This window comes from Kitasatospora sp. NPDC091335, from assembly GCF_044757205.1.
Lineage (GTDB): Bacteria > Actinomycetota > Actinomycetes > Streptomycetales > Streptomycetaceae > Kitasatospora.
On the sequence record NZ_JBIVUM010000006.1, the window covers coordinates 12,404 to 29,620 of the forward strand.

Genomic DNA, 17,217 nt, shown 5'->3' on the forward strand with positions numbered 1-17,217 from the left:
GGGCCGCGGCCAGCGGGTTGCGGGGGTGACCGTCGGGTTCGGCCCTCGGATGCTCCGGATGTCGCCCCCGGTGCGGGTGGGGCACCGGACTCACCGGCCGCCCACCGCCCGCGGCGGGGCGCTCAGGTGCTCCCCGACCCGGCGGACCAGTCTGGCCATCTCGTAGGCGACCAGACCGAGGTCGGCCCGGGCGGTGGCGAACACGGCGAGGCAGGTGCCCTCCCCGGCCGCCGCGACCAGCAGGTAGCCGCCCTCCAACTCGACCATGGTCTGGCGGACTTCGCCCGCACCGAAGTGCCGACCGGCGCCCTTGGCGAGGCTGTGGAAGCCGGAGGCGATGGCGGCCAGGTGCTCGCCGTCCTCGCGCGCCAGGCCCGCCGAGGTGCCCATGGCCAGGCCGTCGGCGGAGAGCATGACGGCGAAGCGGAGTTCGGGGGCGCGCTGGACCAGCTCGTCGAGGAGCCAGTTCAGCTCCCCCGCGCGGTGGGTGGTGGCGATCACGGACGGTCTCCTTCGGGTCGGGACGAGGGTCGGGGGTGGCGCGACCGCGGCGACTGCGGAGGGTCGGCGGGCTGCCCGTCCCGCCGACCCTCCGGGGACAGGCCGCGCGCCCACCCGTTCTGGAAGGCCGCCATCGCCGCCCGGGCCGCCTCGGGACTGCGGCCCGCGGGCCCGCAGCCGTCGCGGTAGCCGTCACCGGAGCCGGACTCGGCGGCGACATCGGAGGCGGAGGGCGCGGCGGAGGCGGCGGCCGTGCGACGGCCGTACGGGGCCGGGCGGGTCGGAGCCTCGCGCAGCTGCGGCGCGAGGCTCGCCTGGCGGGTCCGGCGCGGCAACTCCTCGGGGCCCTGGTCGACCCGGTGACCGCCCGAGGGCGGTCCGGATTCCGGCTCAGGGCACGGTCCCGTACGGCTCGGCTCCGCACCGTACGGATGCGGCGGCCCGGCCTGCGGACGGGTTTCCGCACCCGCACCCTCGTCCGCACCCTCGTCCGCAGCCGGACCGGCCACCCGGGGCCCTGAGGCCCGGAAGGGGGTGCGGCGCAACGGTCCGGGGTCGGCGCCCCGGACGCCGAACGCCAGCAGCGCCCCGCCCTCCGACGGCGGCCCACCCGCTGCCGGAAGCCCGTCGTTCCCCCCGCCCCGCGGGGGCTCCCGGTGCCACGGGCCGCCGACCGGGACACCCGTCGGATCGCCGGTCGGATCGCCGCTCCGGTCGTCCCTCGCACCGCCCGTCGGGTCGTCCACCCGGCCGGGCTCCGGCGCGAACTCCCGTTCCGGAGCGCCCTGCTGAGCCCACCCGCCGACCACCGGATCCACCGGCCCCGCCCCGACCGCCGATCCCGACCCGAGCGCCCTGCCGCCCGAAGTCGCCACTGGCCCCACCGGTTCGAAGCCGTACCGCTCGTCCTCCGTCCCCACCTCCGCCATCTCCTCGGCCAGCAGCGTGGTGGGCAGCAGGACGACGGCGGTGGTGCCTCCGTACGCGGAGGTCACCAGGGAGACCTTGACGTCCTGCCGCCGGGCGAGCCGGCTGACCACGAACAGGCCGAGCCGGTCGCTGTCGAAGAGGTCGCTCTGCTCGGCGGCGGCGATCCGGCGGTTGGCCGAGGCCAGGACCTCAGGGCCCATGCCGAGGCCACGGTCCTCGATCTCCAACGCGAAGCCGTTGCCGACCCGCTCACCCCGGATGTGCACCCGGGTGTGCGGCGGGGAGAAGCCGGTGGCGTTCTCGACCAGTTCGGCCACCAGGTGGGTGAGGTCCGCGACGGCGTGGCCGGCCACGGCGGCGCGCGGCAGCGGATGCACCTCGACCCGGGCGTACTCCTCGACCTCCGAGACGGCCGCGCGCACCACGTCCACCAGCGGGACGGGCCGGCGCCAGCCCCGGCCGGGGGCGGCCCCGGAGAGGATGATCAGGCCCTCGGCGTGGCGGCGCATCCGGGTGGTGAGGTGGTCGAGGCGGAACAGGTCCGCCAGCTCGGACGGGTCCTCGGTGCGGCGTTCCATCGCGTCCAGCAGGGTGAGCTGGCGGTGCACCAGGACCTGGCTGCGGCGCGCGAGGTTGACGAACACCCCGGAGACCCCGGAGAGCACCTCGGCCCGTTCGACCGCCGCCGTGACGGCCGCCCGCTGGACAGTGCCGAGCGCCCGGTGCACCTGGCCGATCTCGTCGCCCCGCTCCACCGGCCGGGGCACCTCGACCTCGATGTCCACCTCCTCCCCCGCGCGCAACTTCCGCATGGTCGCCGGGAGTTTGCGCCCGGCCAGCTCAAGTGCCGAGTTCCGCAGGCCGATCAGCTCGGTGACCAGACCGCGCCCGATCTGCACCGAGATCACCAGCGAGGCGATCACCCCGGCCAGCCCCAGCAGCACGGCCATCCCGGACGGGGTGAACAGGCCCAGGGGGTAAGGGTCCTGGCGCTCGGCGGCGATTCGTCCAGCCTGGTCCTCGACGGCCCTCAGGGCACCGGCCACGTTGCCCGCGACCATCGCCCAGCGGTCCGCCGGCACCGCCGCGACGGCGGCCCGGCCGTCGGCGGCCGCCCGGACCCTGTCCTCGTACCCGGCCAGCTCGCGGTGGTCCTGGCCACCGGTGACGGCGAGCAGCGCCTCCCGCTCGGCGGGGCGCAGGTCGGCGGCGGAGCCCAGCTCGAACGCGCGCCGGGCGAAGGCCGCGCCGGAGAACTCCCGCAGCTGGTCGTCACCGAGCGCACCGGACAGCTGGGCGGAGCGCAGCAGCGCGTCCTCACGGGCGAGCAGTTCCCTGGACCGGGCCGGCTCCAGCAGCACCCGCGCGTCGGCGGCCATCTGCCGCTCCTGGAACGGTGCCACGGCGCCGGCGGCGGCGAGCGCCCGGTCCACCGCCTCGCCGTACGCGGCGTACGCCTCGGGCCAGCCGACGCTCCTGGCCAGGACCCGGCTCCGCAGCACGGGCAGGGCGGCGAGCGAGCTGCCGAGGGCGTCCAGCCGGGTGGCCGCGTCACCGCCCAGGCCCTGGGCGTCCGCACGGTTGTAACCCTGGCCGGGGTGGCGGGCGTCCGGGAACAGCGGGGTGAACGCCCGGTCGGTGGCCGTCGCCGCCTCGCGCAGGGTGCTCTCCCGGGCGGCGGTGGGGGCGGCCGCCGGGGCGGCCAGCAGCTGACCGGCGGCGGTGCGTTCGGCTTGCAGCCCGGCGACCGTCTCCGCGACCGGCGTGAGCACCGTGCGCTGGGCGTCGCGCTGGCGCAGCAGGTCCCAGACGCCCTGGGCGGTGGTGACGGTGGCGAACCCCCACAGGGCGATGACGGAGACGACCGGGACCATCAGCAGGGCGATGATCCGGGCGCGGACGGTCCGGGGGCGCAGCCCGCGCAGCCACGGTCCTGGGCGCGGCGGACGGGCAGGCGGCCCGGCATGGGCACCCCGGCGGGCACCGGGGGCGGTGCCGCGGTCTTCTCGCATGAGCTGAGGAGCCTTTCGAGCGGGAGGGCGTCGACGGAAACGCGGGGGTGAGGACGCGGGGCGGGGGAGGAACGCGGGGACGGGAACGCGGTTGCGGGCGCGGGAGCGTGCGCCGGGAGGCGGTGCTCAAGCCGCGCGGTCGCGCCGCCCGGTGTCCTGGCGCCCGACCCCGCGGTGCCCGGCCTCGCGGTGCCCGGCCTCGGCCTCGGTCGGGGTGCGCTCGGGGCGGGCCGGATCGGCGCCCGGGGCCTCGGCGGAGAACTCCTCGACGACCGGCTCGCCCGCCTCCCGGTAGCCGGCCCGCTCCTGGGCGGTCGGCGAGAGCGCCACGAAGGCCGAGGCGAGGAAGAGGAACGAGCCGAGGCCGACGGCGAGCGGGAAGACGAACTCCATCGGGCTGGCCCCGTCGAGCCCCGCCCTGGTCGGGTCCAGCCGGACGTGCACGGCGGCCATGCCGGTGTAGTGCATGCAGCTGACGGCGAGGCCCATGGCCATCGCGGCGGCCGCGGCCGCGTACACGTTGCGGATGGTGACGGCGGCCCAGAGCGCGGCGGTGGCGGCACCGACCGCGACCAGCACGGACAGCGCGACCGTCCCTGCGTCGTAGTGCAGGCCCCCGTGCATCCGTACGGCGGCCATCCCCAGGTAGTGCATCGCGGCCACGCCGAGGCCGGTGGTGACTCCGCCGGACAGCAGGGAGAGGCCGCGGTGCCGGCCGTGGCAGACCACGGTCAGGCCGAGTCCGGTGACCAGGACGGCGACCGCGAGGCTGAGGACGGTCAGCGGGACGGTGTAGCGCAGCTCGGTGCCGTCGACGGTGAAGCCGAACATGGCCACGAAGTGCATGGTCCAGATGCCGGAGCCGATCGCGGCGGCGGCCGTGATCAGCCAGTTCCGCCGGGCCGGGCCGCTCGCGGCCATGGCGCGCAGCGTGCAGCGCAGCCCGAGGGCGGCTCCGGCGCAGGCCATCAGGTACGAGAGGACGGGGGTCAGCCAGCCCAGGCTGAGATGGTTGAGGGTGCCCATGGGACCTCCGGTCGACCGGTCGGGCCCGGGGCGGTACGCGATGCGCCCGGGCTCCCCTCACCGGGCGGACTGCATACGAAGGGCATATGCCAACCGCATGTGCGCTTCCGGCCTGGGGTGCGTGGGACGCTACCGAGGGGCCGGAATCGGCCAAAGAAAGATCTGAAAAGCTGCCCGCAGAGCGAGGGCGTTGTGTTCGAATGTCCCGGTCCTGTGCCCAGTGGGCGATGGACGGCGGCGCACCGGCGAACAAATGACAGCCGACAGATAACAGCGGACAGATAACAGAATCTGAAATCTGTCATCCGTCCGCTGAACTCTGTCCGCTCTCAGCAGTCAGCAGTCCGCCGTCAGCCGTCAGCCGCCGACTGTCAGCCGCCCGCCGTCACCCGGATCCGCATCGGGCTCGCCGCCCGCAGCGTGATCCCCTGGGCGAGCGCCACCCGCTGGTCGACCGCCTCGATCTCGAAGTCCCGCAGCAGCACCCCCAGCGCCAGCACCGCCTCCAGCATCGAGAAGTGCTGCCCGATGCAGGCCCGCGGCCCGCCGCCGAACGGGAACCAGGCGTAGCGGTGCCTGGCCTTCTCCGCCTCCGGCAGGAAGCGGTCGGGGTCGAAGCGCTCCGGGTCCGCCCAGTGGTCCGGGTGCCGGTGGGTGACCAGCGGCGCGACCACGACCTGCGCCCCCGCCGGGATCACGTACCCGCCGATGACGGTCTCCGCGACCGCCCGCCGCCCGCCCAGCGCCGCCGCCGGGTAGAGCCGCATCGCCTCCTTCAGCACCCGGGTGATGTACGGCAGCGCGTCCAGGTCCGCCGCCGTGGGCACCCGCCCGGCCAGGACGGTCCGCGCCTCCTCCCTGGCGAGCCTCCGCTGCTCGGGGTGCTTGGCCAGCAGGTGCAGCGCGAAGGCCAGCGCGGTGGCCGTGGTCTCGTGTCCCGCGAGCAGGAACACCAGGACCTGGTCGCGGAGTTCGTCCGGGTCCAGCCGGTCGCCGTGCTCGTCGCGGGCCCGCCCGAGCAGGGTCAGCAGGTCGTCCGCGGCCTCGTCGCCACCGTCACGTGCGGCCCGTTCGGCGATGATCCGGTCGCAGACCTCGTACAGCGCCCGCCGGGCCTCCGCACCGCGCCGGTTGGACGGGGTCGGCCAGGTGCGCGGGAGCCGTATCGGCGCGTAGCCACGCTCCTTCACGTACTCGCCGAGCACCGGGAAGCTTCGGTGCACCACCGCCACCGCCTCCTCCACGTCGGTGCCGAAGAGGACGCGCGCGACCGTCCGCAGCGCGAACCTGGACGTCTCCTCCGCCGCGTCCACCACCCCGCCGGGCACCGCCCGCCAGCGCTCGGCGAGCGACTGCGCCTCCCGGGCGATCGCGTCCGCGTAGCCGTCCACCCTGCGCCGGGTGAACAGCGGCTGGACCAGCCGGCGCTGGCGCTGGTATTCCGCGTCCTGGCTGGTCAGCAGGCCGTTGCCGACGTTGGTCCGCAGCTCGTCGTAGAAGGCGTCCTCCTTGCGGAAGTTGGCCGCCTCGCCGGCCAGCACCTGGTGGACACCCTCCGGCGAGAACACCCCGTAGAAGTCGGCCCGCAGCCCGGGCAGCCCGGCCTGGAAGTGCACCACGTCGCCGTGGTCGCGGCGGGCCGCGAGGTAGCTGCGCAGCGGGCGGCGGGTGAGGTCGAACAGCGATCCGAGCAGCGGGATCCCGGCCGGGACGGGTATGGCGGAGGTGGGTGCGGGCACCGGGACGCCCGCGGGAACGGGAACGGGGACTGCTTCGGTGGCCATCGGCACTCCTTGCGCGGGGATGTGCCCGTCGACGCCGCCGACGGGCAGTCGGCACCGGACGGAGCCGAGCCCGGACCCGCCCGGCCGAACCGACCCGCCCGGCCGGCTCCGGCCCCGCCTCACTCGTATTCGGTGCCCCCCTTGCGGGTCGGGTAAGCGTCGCCGACCACCTCGGCGATCGCACGCCCCCCGAGCGCGGGGCTCCAGCGCTCGGCGAGCGGCCGCACCACCACGCCTTCGCGCAGGCGCGGTTCACGTCCGGAGAAGGCCTCCTCGCTCCGGGCGAACCCCGGGACGATCCTCGAACCGAACCGAACCGAACGGCACGCGCCGCCCGGGCGGCCCGCCGCCATCGCCCCACGGGCCCGCCCCGCCACGTCCACCAAGGCCGCCACGACCACCAGGCCCGCTTGAGCTGCCTGAGCCGTCCCGCAGCGGCACGGAGGCCGGCGTCGGTCCCCGCCCATGCGAACCGACAGGGGATGTATCGCTCGTATTTGCGGCACTATGATCGCCGTCATGGCCGCACCTGCGACCAGTCCCTCGCGCCTCATCCGGCGCGTACCCGGGAGGGGAAGCCCCGATGAGCACCCGTACGACCACCACCCGCAGGCTCACCGTCGCCGTCGCGGCGGTCCTCGCTCTCGGCCTCGGGGTCACCGCCTGCGGCAGCGACGGCGGCAAGTCCTCCGGTGCCACGGCCTCCTCGGACGGCTCCGCCGCCTCCTCCGCGGCCGGCAGCGGCGGCGTCCCCAAGGCCTCGGGGACCGTCACCGTCTTCGCCGCCGCCTCCCTCAAGGAGACCTTCACCGACCTCGGCAAGAAGTTCGAGGCCGCCAACCCGGGCTCCAAGGTCACCTTCAACTTCGGCGGCAGCTCCGGCCTCGCCACCAGCATCAACTCCGGTGCCCCGGCGGACGTTTTCGCCGCCGCCAGCCCCGCCACCATGAAGACCGTGACGGACGCGGGCGGCGCCGCCGGGCAGCCGACGACCTTCGTCAGGAACGCGCTCACCATCGCCGTCCCCAAGGGCAACCCCAAGCACATCTCCGGCCTCAAGGACCTCACCGCCTCCGGCGTCAAGGTCGCCCTGTGCGCGAAGGAGGTGCCGTGCGGCGCCGCCGCCCAGACCGCGCTCAAGGCCGCCGGCGTCGACCTCACCCCGGTCACCCTGGAGCAGGACGTCAAGGGCGCGCTCACCAAGGTCGAACTGGGCGAGGTCGACGCCTCACTGGTGTACCGGACCGACGTGCGGGCCGATGCTGCGAAGATCGACGGTGTGGACTTCCCCGAGGCCGACAAGGCCGTGAACGACTACCCGATCGCCGCGCTCGCCAAGGCACCCAACAAGGACGGCGCCGCCGCCTTCGTCTCGTACGTCCAGTCGCCCGAAGCCAAGCAGGTGCTGACCGCGGCGGGCTTCCAGGCGCCGTGAGCGACCGCAGCACCGGCCCCGGAGAGAACCGCCCCGGCCGGGACCTCAGGACCGGCGCCGCCGAGGGCGGCGGGACAGGACCCGCGAAGTCCCTGCCGCGCCACCGCCCGGGCATCCGCCCGCGCGGCCGCCGCCCGCACCGCGTCCCGGTCACGCTGCTGCTCCCGGCGCTGCTCGGACTGGCGTTCCTGGTCCTGCCCCTGGTCGGTCTGCTGATCCGGGCGCCCTGGAGCAGCCTGTCCGAGCAACTCACCAGCACCGCCGTCTGGGACGCGCTGCGTCTGTCGCTGATCAGCGCGACCGCGGCGACCGCGGTCGCGCTGGTCCTCGGCGTCCCGCTGGCCTGGCTGCTCGCCCGCACCGAGCTGCCCGGCCGGCGGGTGATCCGGGCGCTGGTCACCCTGCCGCTGGTGCTGCCACCGGTGGTCGGCGGTGTGGCGCTTCTGCTGGTGCTCGGGCGGCGCGGCATCGTCGGCTCCTGGCTGGACTCGGCCTTCGGCATCACCCTGCCGTTCACCACCACCGGGGTCGTGATCGCCGAGGCGTTCGTGGCGATGCCCTTCCTGGTGATCAGCGTCGAGGGGGCGCTGCGGGCCGCCGATCCCCGCTACGAGGAGGCCGCCGCGACCCTGGGCGCCTCCCGGCTGACCGCGTTCCGGCGGGTCACCCTGCCGCTGATCGCCCCGGGGATCGCCGCCGGAGCCGTCCTGGCCTGGGCCAGGGCGCTCGGCGAGTTCGGCGCGACGATCACCTTCGCGGGCAACTTCCCCGGCCGCACCCAGACCATGCCGCTGGCCGTCTACCTGGCCATGGAGTCCGACCCGCAGGCGGCGATCGCGCTGTCACTGGTGCTGCTGGTGGTCTCCGTCGCCGTCCTGGCCGGCCTGCGCGACCGCTGGCTGTCGACGCCGTGACCGCGCCCGCACCCGCCGCCTCGGCCTCCACCTCTGAGACCGCCGCTGACACCGCCTCGGACACACCCCCGGACACCTGGACGCCGCCCCGATGAGCACCGAACGCCTCCCCGGCCCCGCCCTGGACGCCCGCCTGCGGGTCGAACGCGCCGCGTTCGCCCTGGACCTCGCCCTCACCGCCGCCCCCGGCGAGGTGGTCGCACTGCTCGGCCCCAATGGCGCCGGCAAGTCCACTGCCCTGCGCGCCCTCGCCGGACTGCTCCAGCTCACCGGCGGCCACCTGCGCCTGGACGGCCGCCTCCTGGAGGACCCGGCACGGCGCGTGCACACCCCCGCCGAGGAGCGGCCGGTCGGCGTGGTGTTCCAGGACTACCTGCTGTTCCCGCACCTCAGCGCGCTCGACAACGTCGCCTTCGGCCCGCGCTGCCAGGGCCGTCCCAAGCGCGAGGCACGGGCCGAGGCGGCCGGCTGGCTGGAACTGATGGGCCTGGCCGACCACGCGACGGTCCGTCCCGGCCGGCTCTCCGGCGGTCAGGCCCAGCGGGTGGCACTCGCCCGCGCCCTCGCCGTACGCCCCCGGCTGCTCCTGCTGGACGAGCCGCTGGCCGCCCTGGACGCCCGCACCCGGCTCGACGTACGGGCCCAACTTCGGCGCCACCTCGCCGAGTTCGAGGCGGTGGCGGTGCTGGTGACGCACGACCCGCTGGACGCGATGGTGCTGGCCGACCGGCTGGTGGTGATCGAGGACGGGCAGGAGGTGCAGTCCGGCAGCCCGGCGGAGGTCGCCCGGCGCCCGCGCACCGACTACATCGCCCGGCTGGTCGGGCTGAACCTCTACCAGGGGCGGGCCGACGGCAGCCGGGTCACGCTCCCGGACGGCACGATCCTCGCCACCACCGAGGAACTGGACGGTCCGGCCTTCGTCGCCTTCCCGCCCTCCGCTGTGACGCTGTACCGGGAGCGCCCGCTGACCAGCGCGCGCAACCTGTGGCAGGCCGAGGTCACCGGGCTGGACCTGCACGGCGACCAGGTCCGCGCCGAACTCGCCGGCGAGCTGCCGATGGCCGCCGACCTCACCCCGGCCGCCGTCGCGGAGCTGGAGCTGGCTCCGGGCGTCCCGGTCTGGGCCTCGGTCAAGGCCGCCCAGACCCACGCCTACCCGGCCTGACGGCCCCGCCCGTCCCTGACCCGGCCGGCCGTCCCCTGACCCGCCTGCCCCTTGACCCGGCCGTCCGCTGATCCGGCCACCACTTGACCCGCCCGTCCCCTGACCTGGCCTCCCCACGACAAGGGCACCCCGGAAGGCCTCCCGGTGCCCGGCCGGGCGCCGGTCACTCCGCCGGCTCGACGAACCCCGACTCGTACGCCGCGATCACCGCCTGGGTGCGGTCCCGTGCGCCCAGCTTCGCCAACACGCTGCTGACGTGCGTCTTCACCGTCTGCACGCCGACGAACAGCTGCTCGGCGATCTCCCCGTTGCTGAGGCCGCGCGCGACCAGCCGCAGCACCTCCGCCTCGCGCTCGGTCAGTGCCGCCCGCTCCATCGCCGCCCGGGCACCCGGGTTGCCGTGCCCGGCGGCCAGCCGGCGGATCGCGGCCGGGAACAGCAGCGACTCACCCGCCGCCACCAGCCGTACCGCCTGCGCGATCTCGGCCGGACGGGTGCGCTTGAGCAGGAAGCCGTCGGCGCCCGCGCGCAGCGCCTGGTACACGTAGTCGTCGTTCTCGAAGGTGGTCACGACCAGGATCCGCGGCGGGCGCTCCCCCGGTGCGCCGGGGCGCAGCAGTTCGCGGGTGGCCGCCAGGCCGTCCAGCACCGGCATCCGGACGTCCATCAGCACCACCTGCGGACGCAGCGCGCGGGCCAGGGCGACCGCTTCCGCGCCGTCGGCCGCCTCGCCGACCACCCGCAGGTCCCCCTGCGCCTCCAGAACGGCTCGCAGACCGGCCCGGATCAGCTCCTCGTCGTCGGCGAGGAGGATGTCCGTCATCCCGGCGGTGGCTGCGGCCGGACCTTCCCTCACAAGATCGTTCGTCACGTGCCCAAGCGTAGGGGCAGCCGGACGGTCAGGACCCACTGCCCGCTCCCGTCCTCCGACGTCCCCGCCGTCGCCTCCCCACCGAGCAGGGTGGCGCGCTCGCGGATGCCGCGCAATCCCTTGCCGCCCTTGCGCGTTGCGCCTCTGCCCGCCCCACCGACGGAGGCCCGCGCCGTCCCGTCCGCCGAACGTCCCACGCCGGGCAGCCGGTTGGCGCAGCTCAGCTCCAACAGACCGTCGCGGACGGCGATCCGGATGTCGACCGGTTCGCCGGGGGCGTACTTGAGCGCGTTGGTGACGCCCTCCTGGACGATCCGGTACGACTCCCGGGAGAGCACCCCCGGCAGTGTGCCGGGCGGCACCTCGACCCGCGCGTCCACCGGACTGCCGGCCGCCCGGGCGGTGTCGAACAGTGCGGGCAGCTGGTCGATCCCGGGCTGCTCGGTGGCCACCCCGTTCGCCCCGGCCGGGGTCTCGCGCAGCAGGACGAGGGTGCGTTCGAGGTCGTCCATGGCCCGCCGGCCGGTCTCCTCGATGACTTCGAGCGCCTTGGCGACGAAGGCCGGATCCCCGACCTCCCGCGCGGCTCCCGCTTGGAGGACCGTCACCGTCAGGGCGTGGCCGATCGAGTCGTGCAGCTCGCGGGCCAGCCGGTTGCGCTCCAGCAGGCGTTCGGCCCGCAGCTCCGCCTCGGCCAGCCGCTCGGCCGGGGACGGCCCCAGCAGCCTTACGGCCATGGCGAGTTGGAGGCGGCCCGCGTACACCAGGAACCAGCCGGAGCCGAGCGCCATCAGCGGGGAGAGCGGGAGGTACCAGAGCGCCCGCGGACCGGTCAGCCCCTGGTAGCCGGCGGTGAGCGCGAAGACCAGCGCGAAGCCGACCGCCGAACCGAGCGCGACCCGGCCGATCACCCAGCCGGCCGTGCGCCTCCGGTCGGCCCAGGTGCGGGAGGGCTCGGTGGCGATGTCCTCCTCACGGTCGGGCACCAGCAGCAGACGGGCCTGCACGCCTTCGGCTCGCCGTGCCGCCGGGATGAGCGCGGCGAGTGCGAGCAGCACGGTGTCCAGCGCGATGCTCTTCATCAGGATCTCGCCGAGGCCCTTGTCCCCCGTCCCCGGATAGACCATCAGCACGATGCCCGCGAAGATCCATCCGACCAGCAGGTGCAGCAGTCGTGCGTAGGTGGCGCCGGCCGTCAACGGCGCGACGATCCCGGGAGCCCTGCTTCCCGGCGCGGCGGTTCCGGACACCGCGCTCTTCAGCGCTGCGATCGTGGGCATCGGGCCATCCTGCCAGGCCGCCCCCGTCTTCCGGCTCCCGCGCCGGTCCGCCCACGGCCTCCCTCCCAGGAGGGAGAGGGCTCCCCGCGCCGGCGGGATCCGCCGCACCGGCCCGCTCCGGTCGAATGGAGCCACCGCCGGGGCCCACCACAGCCGGCACCGGCGGAGACCAACGACGACGGGAACGAAGGGAGCGGGCCGTGATCGAGATCCGGGGCCTGACCAAGGAGTACGACGGCCGGCGCGTCGTCGACGACCTGACGTTCGGGGTCCGGCCCGGCGTGGTGACCGGCTTCCTCGGCCCGAACGGCGCCGGCAAGAGCACCACCATGCGCCTTGCCCTCGGCCTCGACCGGCCGACCGCCGGACACGCCCTGATCGGTGGCCGACCGTACGTCGAACTCCCCGATCCGCTGCGGACGGTCGGAGCACTGCTGGACGCCCAGGCCCTGCACGGCGGCCGGACCGCGCACGGCCACCTGCGCTGGCTCGCCGCGAGCAACGGGCTGCCGGCCCGCCGGGTCGACGAAGTGCTCGGCCAGGTCGGTCTGGCCGACGCCGCCGGGCGGCGGGTCCGGGGCTTCTCCCTCGGCATGCGCCAGCGCCTGGGAGTCGCCGCCGCACTGCTCGGCGACCCGCCGGTGCTGCTGCTCGACGAACCGGTGAACGGTCTGGACCCGGAAGGCATCCGCTGGATCCGCACCCTGCTGCGCGACCTGGCCGCGGAGGGCAGGGCGGTGCTGGTCTCCTCTCACCTGATGACCGAAATGGCCCTCACCGCCGACCACTTGGTGGTGATCGGGCGCGGAAGGCTGCTCGCCGACGCCACCACCTCCGAGTTCATCGACCGTCACGGCCGCACCAGGATCAGGGTCCGCGCCGTCGCCCCGGCCAAGCTCGCCGCCCTGCTCGGCGACACCGGCCACGGCCTCGACGCCACCGAAGTCGGCGACGGCGCCTGGGAGGTGAGCGGCGCCGAACCCGAGCGGATCGCCGCGCTCGCCGCCGCCAACGGCGTGGTGCTGTACGAGATCGCCGTGCAACAGGACTCCCTGGAGGAGGCGTTCATGCGGATGACCGCCGACAGCGTCGAGTACCGGGCGGAGGCCGCCCCGTGAACGCGCCGCCCACTGCCGCGCCGCTCTCCCCGAGCCCGGCCCGCAACGCCCTGCGCGCCGAGGGGATCAAGCTCACCACGCTCCGCTCGCTCTGGATCACCCCGCTGCTCGCCCTGGCGCTCACCGCCGGCGCCACCACCGCCATCGGTGCCTCCCTCGGCGGCAAGGACCACAGCATCACCGACGACCCCGGTGCCGGGATCTTCTACGGACTCAACTTCGGCCAGGCGGCGCTGATCTGCTTCGGCATCCTGCTGATCGGCCAGGAGCTCAACACCCGCATGCTGGACATTTCGCTCACCGCCGTCCCGCGACGCGGCCGGCTCTACGGCGCCAAGCTGACGCTCGGCGCGCTGGTCGGGCTGGCGGTCGGCACCGTCGGCACGGCGGGCGCCTTCGCCGGGTACGCCGCCACCGTCCCCGCCGACTGGGACGGGCCCGCCTTCGTCCGCGCGGCCGTCGCCGGAGTGCTCTACCAGACGCTGCTGGTGGTGTTCTGCCTCGGGACAACCGCCCTGCTGGGCAACCTCACCGCCGCCATGGGCCTGCTGGTCCCGTCCCTCTTCCTGCTCTCCCCGCTGCTCGGCGGCGTGCCCGGGGTGCACCGGGTGGTCCAGTTCCTGCCCGACCGGGCCGGACAGTACGCGCTGCGGTACACGGACGACCCGCAGGTGGCCTACGGCCACTGGACCGGGCTGCTGATCATGGCGCTCTGGACCACCCTGGCGGTCTTGGGCGGCCTGCGCGCCCTGCGACGTACCAAGTGACCACGGGTGAAAGGAAGTCGAGGACGGACATGAGCACGATGGCCGACGCCCTGCGCGCCGAACGGGTCAAGTTCACCACCCTGCCGTCACAGTGGGCGGCCCCGCTGGTCGCCCTGGCGCTGACCGTCGGCATCACGGCGGCCGTCAGCGTCGCCTACGGGGCGAAGGACCACACCCCCGGCGAGGACCCGGCCGGCGGGATCTTCTACGGGCTGCTGTTCGGTCACGTCGCGGTGGCCTGCCTCGGCATCCTGCTGATGGGGCAGGAGTTCAACACCCGCATGATCGGCACCTCCCTCACCGCCGTGCCACGGCGCGGCCGGCTGTACGGTGCCAAGCTCGCGCTGGGCGCCGGGCTGGGGCTGCTGCTCGGGCTGGCCTCGACGGCGGGTTCGTTCCTGGCCGTCGGCACGACCGTGGGCCTGGACCTCTCCACTCCTGGCCTGGCCCGCGGCTTCCTGGCCGGTGTGCTGTACCACCCGATGATGGTGCTGCTCTGCCTCGGACTGACCGCGGTGCTGGGCAGCTTCAGCGCCGCGCTCGGCCTGCTGACACCGATGGTGTTCCTGGGGACCACCTGGCTGGCCGCCATCCCGGGCGTCCGCGAACTCGGCCAGTTCCTGCCCGACCGGGCCGGCCTGTACGCGACACGGACCCAGACGGAAGCGGGCATCCACTACGGCCACTGGACCGGGCTGCTGATCATGGCGGCCTGGACCACCCTGGCGGTCCTGGGCGGCCTGCGGGCGATCCGGCGGTACGAGCACAGCTGACGGCCGACGGGGTGCGGCCGACGGGTGTCAGCGAACAGATGACAGATTTCGAAATCTGTCATCTGTTCGCTGACATCTGTCCGCTGTTACCTGTTCGCTGTTACCTGTTCGCTGTTACCTGTTCGCTGTCATCCGTTCTCCGTCACCCGTTGCCCGTCGGCCACCCGTCAGCCGGCCGTCACCGCAGCGCCGGGTGCTCCGCGATCACCGTGCAACTGCCGGGCGCGATCTCGGTGAAGCCCGCGTCCTGGACCACCGGCAGCCCGCTGCGGACGAGCTCCTCCCACGCCTCCGGGGCGGCCGTCCGGACCGCGAGCGCGAAGCCGGCCTCGGCCCACTCCTTGCGCTGCGCCTCGTCCAGCCGCCACCAGGCGAGCTGGGCGGCGTGCCCGGTCTGCGCCATCGTCTTGCCCGCGCTCATCTCCAGCTCCGGGTTGAGCCACAACACCGGCAGCCCCGGCTCGGGCGCGTCGACCTCGGCCGTCTCCTCCAGGTCCGTCCCGGACACCTGGAGCTTGGCGAGGTCCTTCGGCCAGCCGTCCAGCGGGATCGGCGGGAACACCCGCACCTCCGCCTCCCGTCCGCGCACCGTGACGCCCGGCAGCTCGCCCGCCCGGCGCCACTCCCCGCCCCTGGCCCGGCGGACCACCTTGCGGATCCGGGCGTCCTCCCAGGCCGCGACCCGCTCCGTCCACTCGCCGTCCGCCTCGGTCACCCTCGGGTCGGCCAGCAGGGTGAGCACCGCGCGGGCCGAAGTCTCCAGCGCGTCCGTCCGGCCCGGCGGAGTGGCCCGCTCCAGCCGGACGACCAGCGGCAGCACGTACTGCGGCAGGGCGTCGCGACCCTCGGGCTCCGAGGCGTCGCCGGGGTCGGCCACAGCGGCGGGGGTCACGGAAGCGGAGGTCGGCGTAGCGGAGGTCGGCGTAGCGGAGGTCGGGGCAGCGGAAGGAGAAGTCACCCGTCCAGCATGCCAGCCCCGTCCCGGCCGACTCGGCCCGCCCCGTTCACCTCGGCGGGCACACCGGCGTTCCGCCCGAGGCCCCGCCCCGGCGTTCACCGCGGCAGCTGCCGGGCCGCCCGCCGCCCGGCCCGGACGACAACCGCGAAGCCGGGCCGGTGCGGCTGCCGCAGCCGGTCAACGGCCGCCGCAACGGGTCAGCGCCGGTAGCCGCGCTGCGGGTCCCGTTCCTCCGCGTCCTCGTACATCAGGAACCAGCCCTCCGGGTGGGTCGCCGCCAGCAGCACCTCCGTACGCTGCTCCGCCGCCAGCTCCGGATCCCCGTCGTCCGGCCCGTAGACCCCGAACAGCTCGTCGTGGCAGCCGTCCCAGTCGTAGTCGTAGAGGTCGGCCGGGAGGTCGCCCATCATGTCCGCCACCGACTCGGGCTGCGCACCGAGCAGTGCCCGGGCGTCCACCAGGGCCATCCGCAGCGCGATCTCCTCGGCCAGGCAGCGCGGCAGCGGCCACTCGCCGAGCGCGAGGTCGTCGGCGAGGTCGTCGAAGGCCCTGGCCATCGCGCGGCGCCAGTTCCGGTGCATCCGCCAGGTGCGCTCGGGCAGCCGGGCGAAGACCGTCCAGTCCGTGTCGTCGCCGTCGGCGACCGCCTCGTCCCCGTGCTCGTCGAAGTCGTCGTAGGCGGCGTCGGCCAGGCCGATCAGCTGGGTGTGGAGCAGGCAGGCGGTGCGCGGGGTGAGCGTCCAGTCCGCGCCCGCACCGCCTTCCTCCTCGTCGCCCTCCAGCGGGAACAGTTCGGCGAAGTCCGGTGAGAAGTCCTCGGTGACGCTGATCTCCAGCGTTCCGCCGACCGCCTCGACGCCGGGGATGGCGGCCAGCAGCCGGTCCGGATGCAGCAGCGCGCCGAGCGCCGCGTTCGCGTCCTCGGCGACCTCGCGCAGCAGTTCACGGCGTTGGCCGGCCGTGTCGATGCCGTGGAAGTCCAGTTCCTCGACGACCCTGATCGCGGCCGCGCGCAGGGCCGGCCAGTCGGTGATCCGCAGGCCCAGCACCACCGTCGCCTCGATCTCCTGCGCACCGGATTCCTCCGCCGCGCCCGGCCCCTGTGGATGATCGCTTCGCTCGCCCATGGGGCTAACGGTACGGCTTTTCGGTCCCCCGATCACCGGTCCGGACCAGCTTCCGGAAGCCTTCTCGGCCACTGCCCGGCCCTGCCTCGGTCACTCGGACGCAGGAACTTGGCAGGATGGGCCCCATGGCTGACATCAACGAGTACGGCGGCGGGCAGGGCCCGAACGCCGACGTCCTGGTCGTGACCACCAACGACATCCCCGGTTTCCGGGTCGACCACGTGATCGGCGAGGTCTTCGGGCTGACCGTCCGCAGCCGCCACATCGGCAGCCAGATCGGTGCCGGTCTGAAGTCGCTGATCGGCGGCGAGCTGCGCGGTCTGACGAAGACCCTGGTCGAGAGCCGCAACGAGGCGATGCAGCGGCTGGTCGAGCAGGCCAAGGCGCGCGGTGGCAACGCTGTCCTGATGATGCGGTTCGACGTCACGGAGGCGGCCGACGTCGGCACCGAGGTCTGCGCCTACGGCACCGCCGCGGTGATCTCCCCGCTGACCTGACGCACCCCCGTTCACGGCCCCGGTCTCACGCGTCCCGTTCACGCCCACCGGCGGGG

At 74.6% G+C, this 17,217-nt stretch carries 15 protein-coding genes and 1 pseudogene; 7 read left to right on the forward strand and 9 right to left on the reverse strand.

Annotation, left to right across the window (positions count from 1 at the left end; translation table 11 throughout):
- Positions 1-90: 90 nt before the first annotated feature.
- The 5 genes and pseudogenes from ACIQOW_RS15715 to ACIQOW_RS15735 form a co-directional block, all read right to left on the reverse strand.
- Positions 91-501 (reverse strand): roadblock/LC7 domain-containing protein, encoded by a 411-nt coding sequence (locus ACIQOW_RS15715; protein WP_188300661.1) that lies wholly within the window; start codon positions 499-501, stop codon positions 91-93.
- On the reverse strand, positions 498-3,443 hold the full coding sequence (locus ACIQOW_RS15720) for a nitrate- and nitrite sensing domain-containing protein (RefSeq protein WP_401084565.1): 2,946 nt from the start codon (positions 3,441-3,443) through the stop codon (positions 498-500). The genes ACIQOW_RS15715 and ACIQOW_RS15720 overlap by 4 nt, the downstream gene beginning before the upstream one ends.
- A gap of 126 nt (positions 3,444-3,569) precedes the next feature.
- Complete coding sequence (locus ACIQOW_RS15725; RefSeq protein ID WP_401084568.1) at positions 3,570-4,469, reverse strand: MHYT domain-containing protein; 900 nt, start codon at positions 4,467-4,469, stop codon at positions 3,570-3,572.
- 371 nt (positions 4,470-4,840) lie between these two features.
- On the reverse strand, positions 4,841-6,253 hold the full coding sequence (locus ACIQOW_RS15730) for a cytochrome P450 (protein ID WP_401084570.1): 1,413 nt from the start codon (positions 6,251-6,253) through the stop codon (positions 4,841-4,843).
- 119 nt (positions 6,254-6,372) lie between these two features.
- Positions 6,373-6,525 (reverse strand): annotated as a pseudogene (locus tag ACIQOW_RS15735) (RNA ligase (ATP)); the annotation flags it as partial.
- A gap of 311 nt (positions 6,526-6,836) precedes the next feature.
- On the opposite strand from ACIQOW_RS15735, the gene modA reads away from it, so the two are divergent.
- The 3 genes from modA (at position 6,837) to ACIQOW_RS15750 (ending at position 9,770) form a co-directional block, all read left to right on the forward strand.
- Entirely contained in the window at positions 6,837-7,688 is an 852-nt protein-coding gene (gene modA / locus ACIQOW_RS15740; RefSeq protein ID WP_401084573.1) for a molybdate ABC transporter substrate-binding protein, read from the forward strand.
- A 92-nt stretch (positions 7,689-7,780) separates the two neighbouring features.
- Positions 7,781-8,602 (forward strand): ABC transporter permease, encoded by an 822-nt coding sequence (locus ACIQOW_RS15745; RefSeq protein ID WP_401085278.1) that lies wholly within the window; start codon positions 7,781-7,783, stop codon positions 8,600-8,602.
- Between the two features lie 91 nt (positions 8,603-8,693).
- On the forward strand, positions 8,694-9,770 hold the full coding sequence (locus tag ACIQOW_RS15750) for an ABC transporter ATP-binding protein (RefSeq protein ID WP_401084575.1): 1,077 nt from the start codon (positions 8,694-8,696) through the stop codon (positions 9,768-9,770).
- Positions 9,771-9,933: 163 nt separating this feature from the next.
- On the opposite strand, the gene ACIQOW_RS15755 is transcribed toward ACIQOW_RS15750, so the two are convergent.
- Both ACIQOW_RS15755 and ACIQOW_RS15760 read right to left on the reverse strand, forming a co-directional pair.
- A complete protein-coding gene (locus ACIQOW_RS15755) occupies positions 9,934-10,593 on the reverse strand; it encodes a response regulator transcription factor (protein ID WP_188300735.1) in 660 nt (219 codons plus the stop codon).
- Between the two features lie 44 nt (positions 10,594-10,637).
- Positions 10,638-11,921, reverse strand: a complete 1,284-nt coding sequence (locus tag ACIQOW_RS15760) for a sensor histidine kinase (RefSeq protein ID WP_401084578.1) — start codon at positions 11,919-11,921, stop codon at positions 10,638-10,640.
- Positions 11,922-12,121: 200 nt separating this feature from the next.
- Here ACIQOW_RS15760 and ACIQOW_RS15765 point away from each other — a divergent pair, with 200 nt between their 5' ends.
- The 3 genes from ACIQOW_RS15765 to ACIQOW_RS15775 are packed head-to-tail and all read left to right on the forward strand — an operon-like array spanning position 12,122 to position 14,579.
- Complete coding sequence (locus ACIQOW_RS15765; protein ID WP_401084580.1) at positions 12,122-13,039, forward strand: ATP-binding cassette domain-containing protein; 918 nt, start codon at positions 12,122-12,124, stop codon at positions 13,037-13,039.
- Positions 13,036-13,806: a hypothetical protein gene (locus tag ACIQOW_RS15770; protein WP_401084583.1), complete on the forward strand. Its 771-nt coding sequence runs from the start codon at positions 13,036-13,038 to the stop codon at positions 13,804-13,806. The genes ACIQOW_RS15765 and ACIQOW_RS15770 overlap by 4 nt, the downstream gene beginning before the upstream one ends.
- Positions 13,807-13,835: 29 nt before the next feature.
- Positions 13,836-14,579, forward strand: a complete 744-nt coding sequence (locus ACIQOW_RS15775; protein WP_401084586.1) for a hypothetical protein — start codon at positions 13,836-13,838, stop codon at positions 14,577-14,579.
- A 178-nt stretch (positions 14,580-14,757) separates the two neighbouring features.
- Here the strand turns inward: ACIQOW_RS15775 and ACIQOW_RS15780 are convergent, their stop codons facing one another.
- On the reverse strand, positions 14,758-15,471 hold the full coding sequence (locus ACIQOW_RS15780; RefSeq protein ID WP_401084588.1) for a peptidyl-tRNA hydrolase: 714 nt from the start codon (positions 15,469-15,471) through the stop codon (positions 14,758-14,760).
- A gap of 263 nt (positions 15,472-15,734) precedes the next feature.
- Entirely contained in the window at positions 15,735-16,664 is a 930-nt protein-coding gene (locus ACIQOW_RS15785; RefSeq protein ID WP_401084590.1) for a hypothetical protein, read from the reverse strand.
- A 125-nt stretch (positions 16,665-16,789) separates the two neighbouring features.
- Between ACIQOW_RS15785 and ACIQOW_RS15790 the strand changes: the two genes are divergently transcribed.
- Entirely contained in the window at positions 16,790-17,161 is a 372-nt protein-coding gene (locus ACIQOW_RS15790; protein ID WP_188300673.1) for a YbjQ family protein, read from the forward strand.
- The last annotated feature ends 56 nt before the right edge of the window (positions 17,162-17,217 follow it).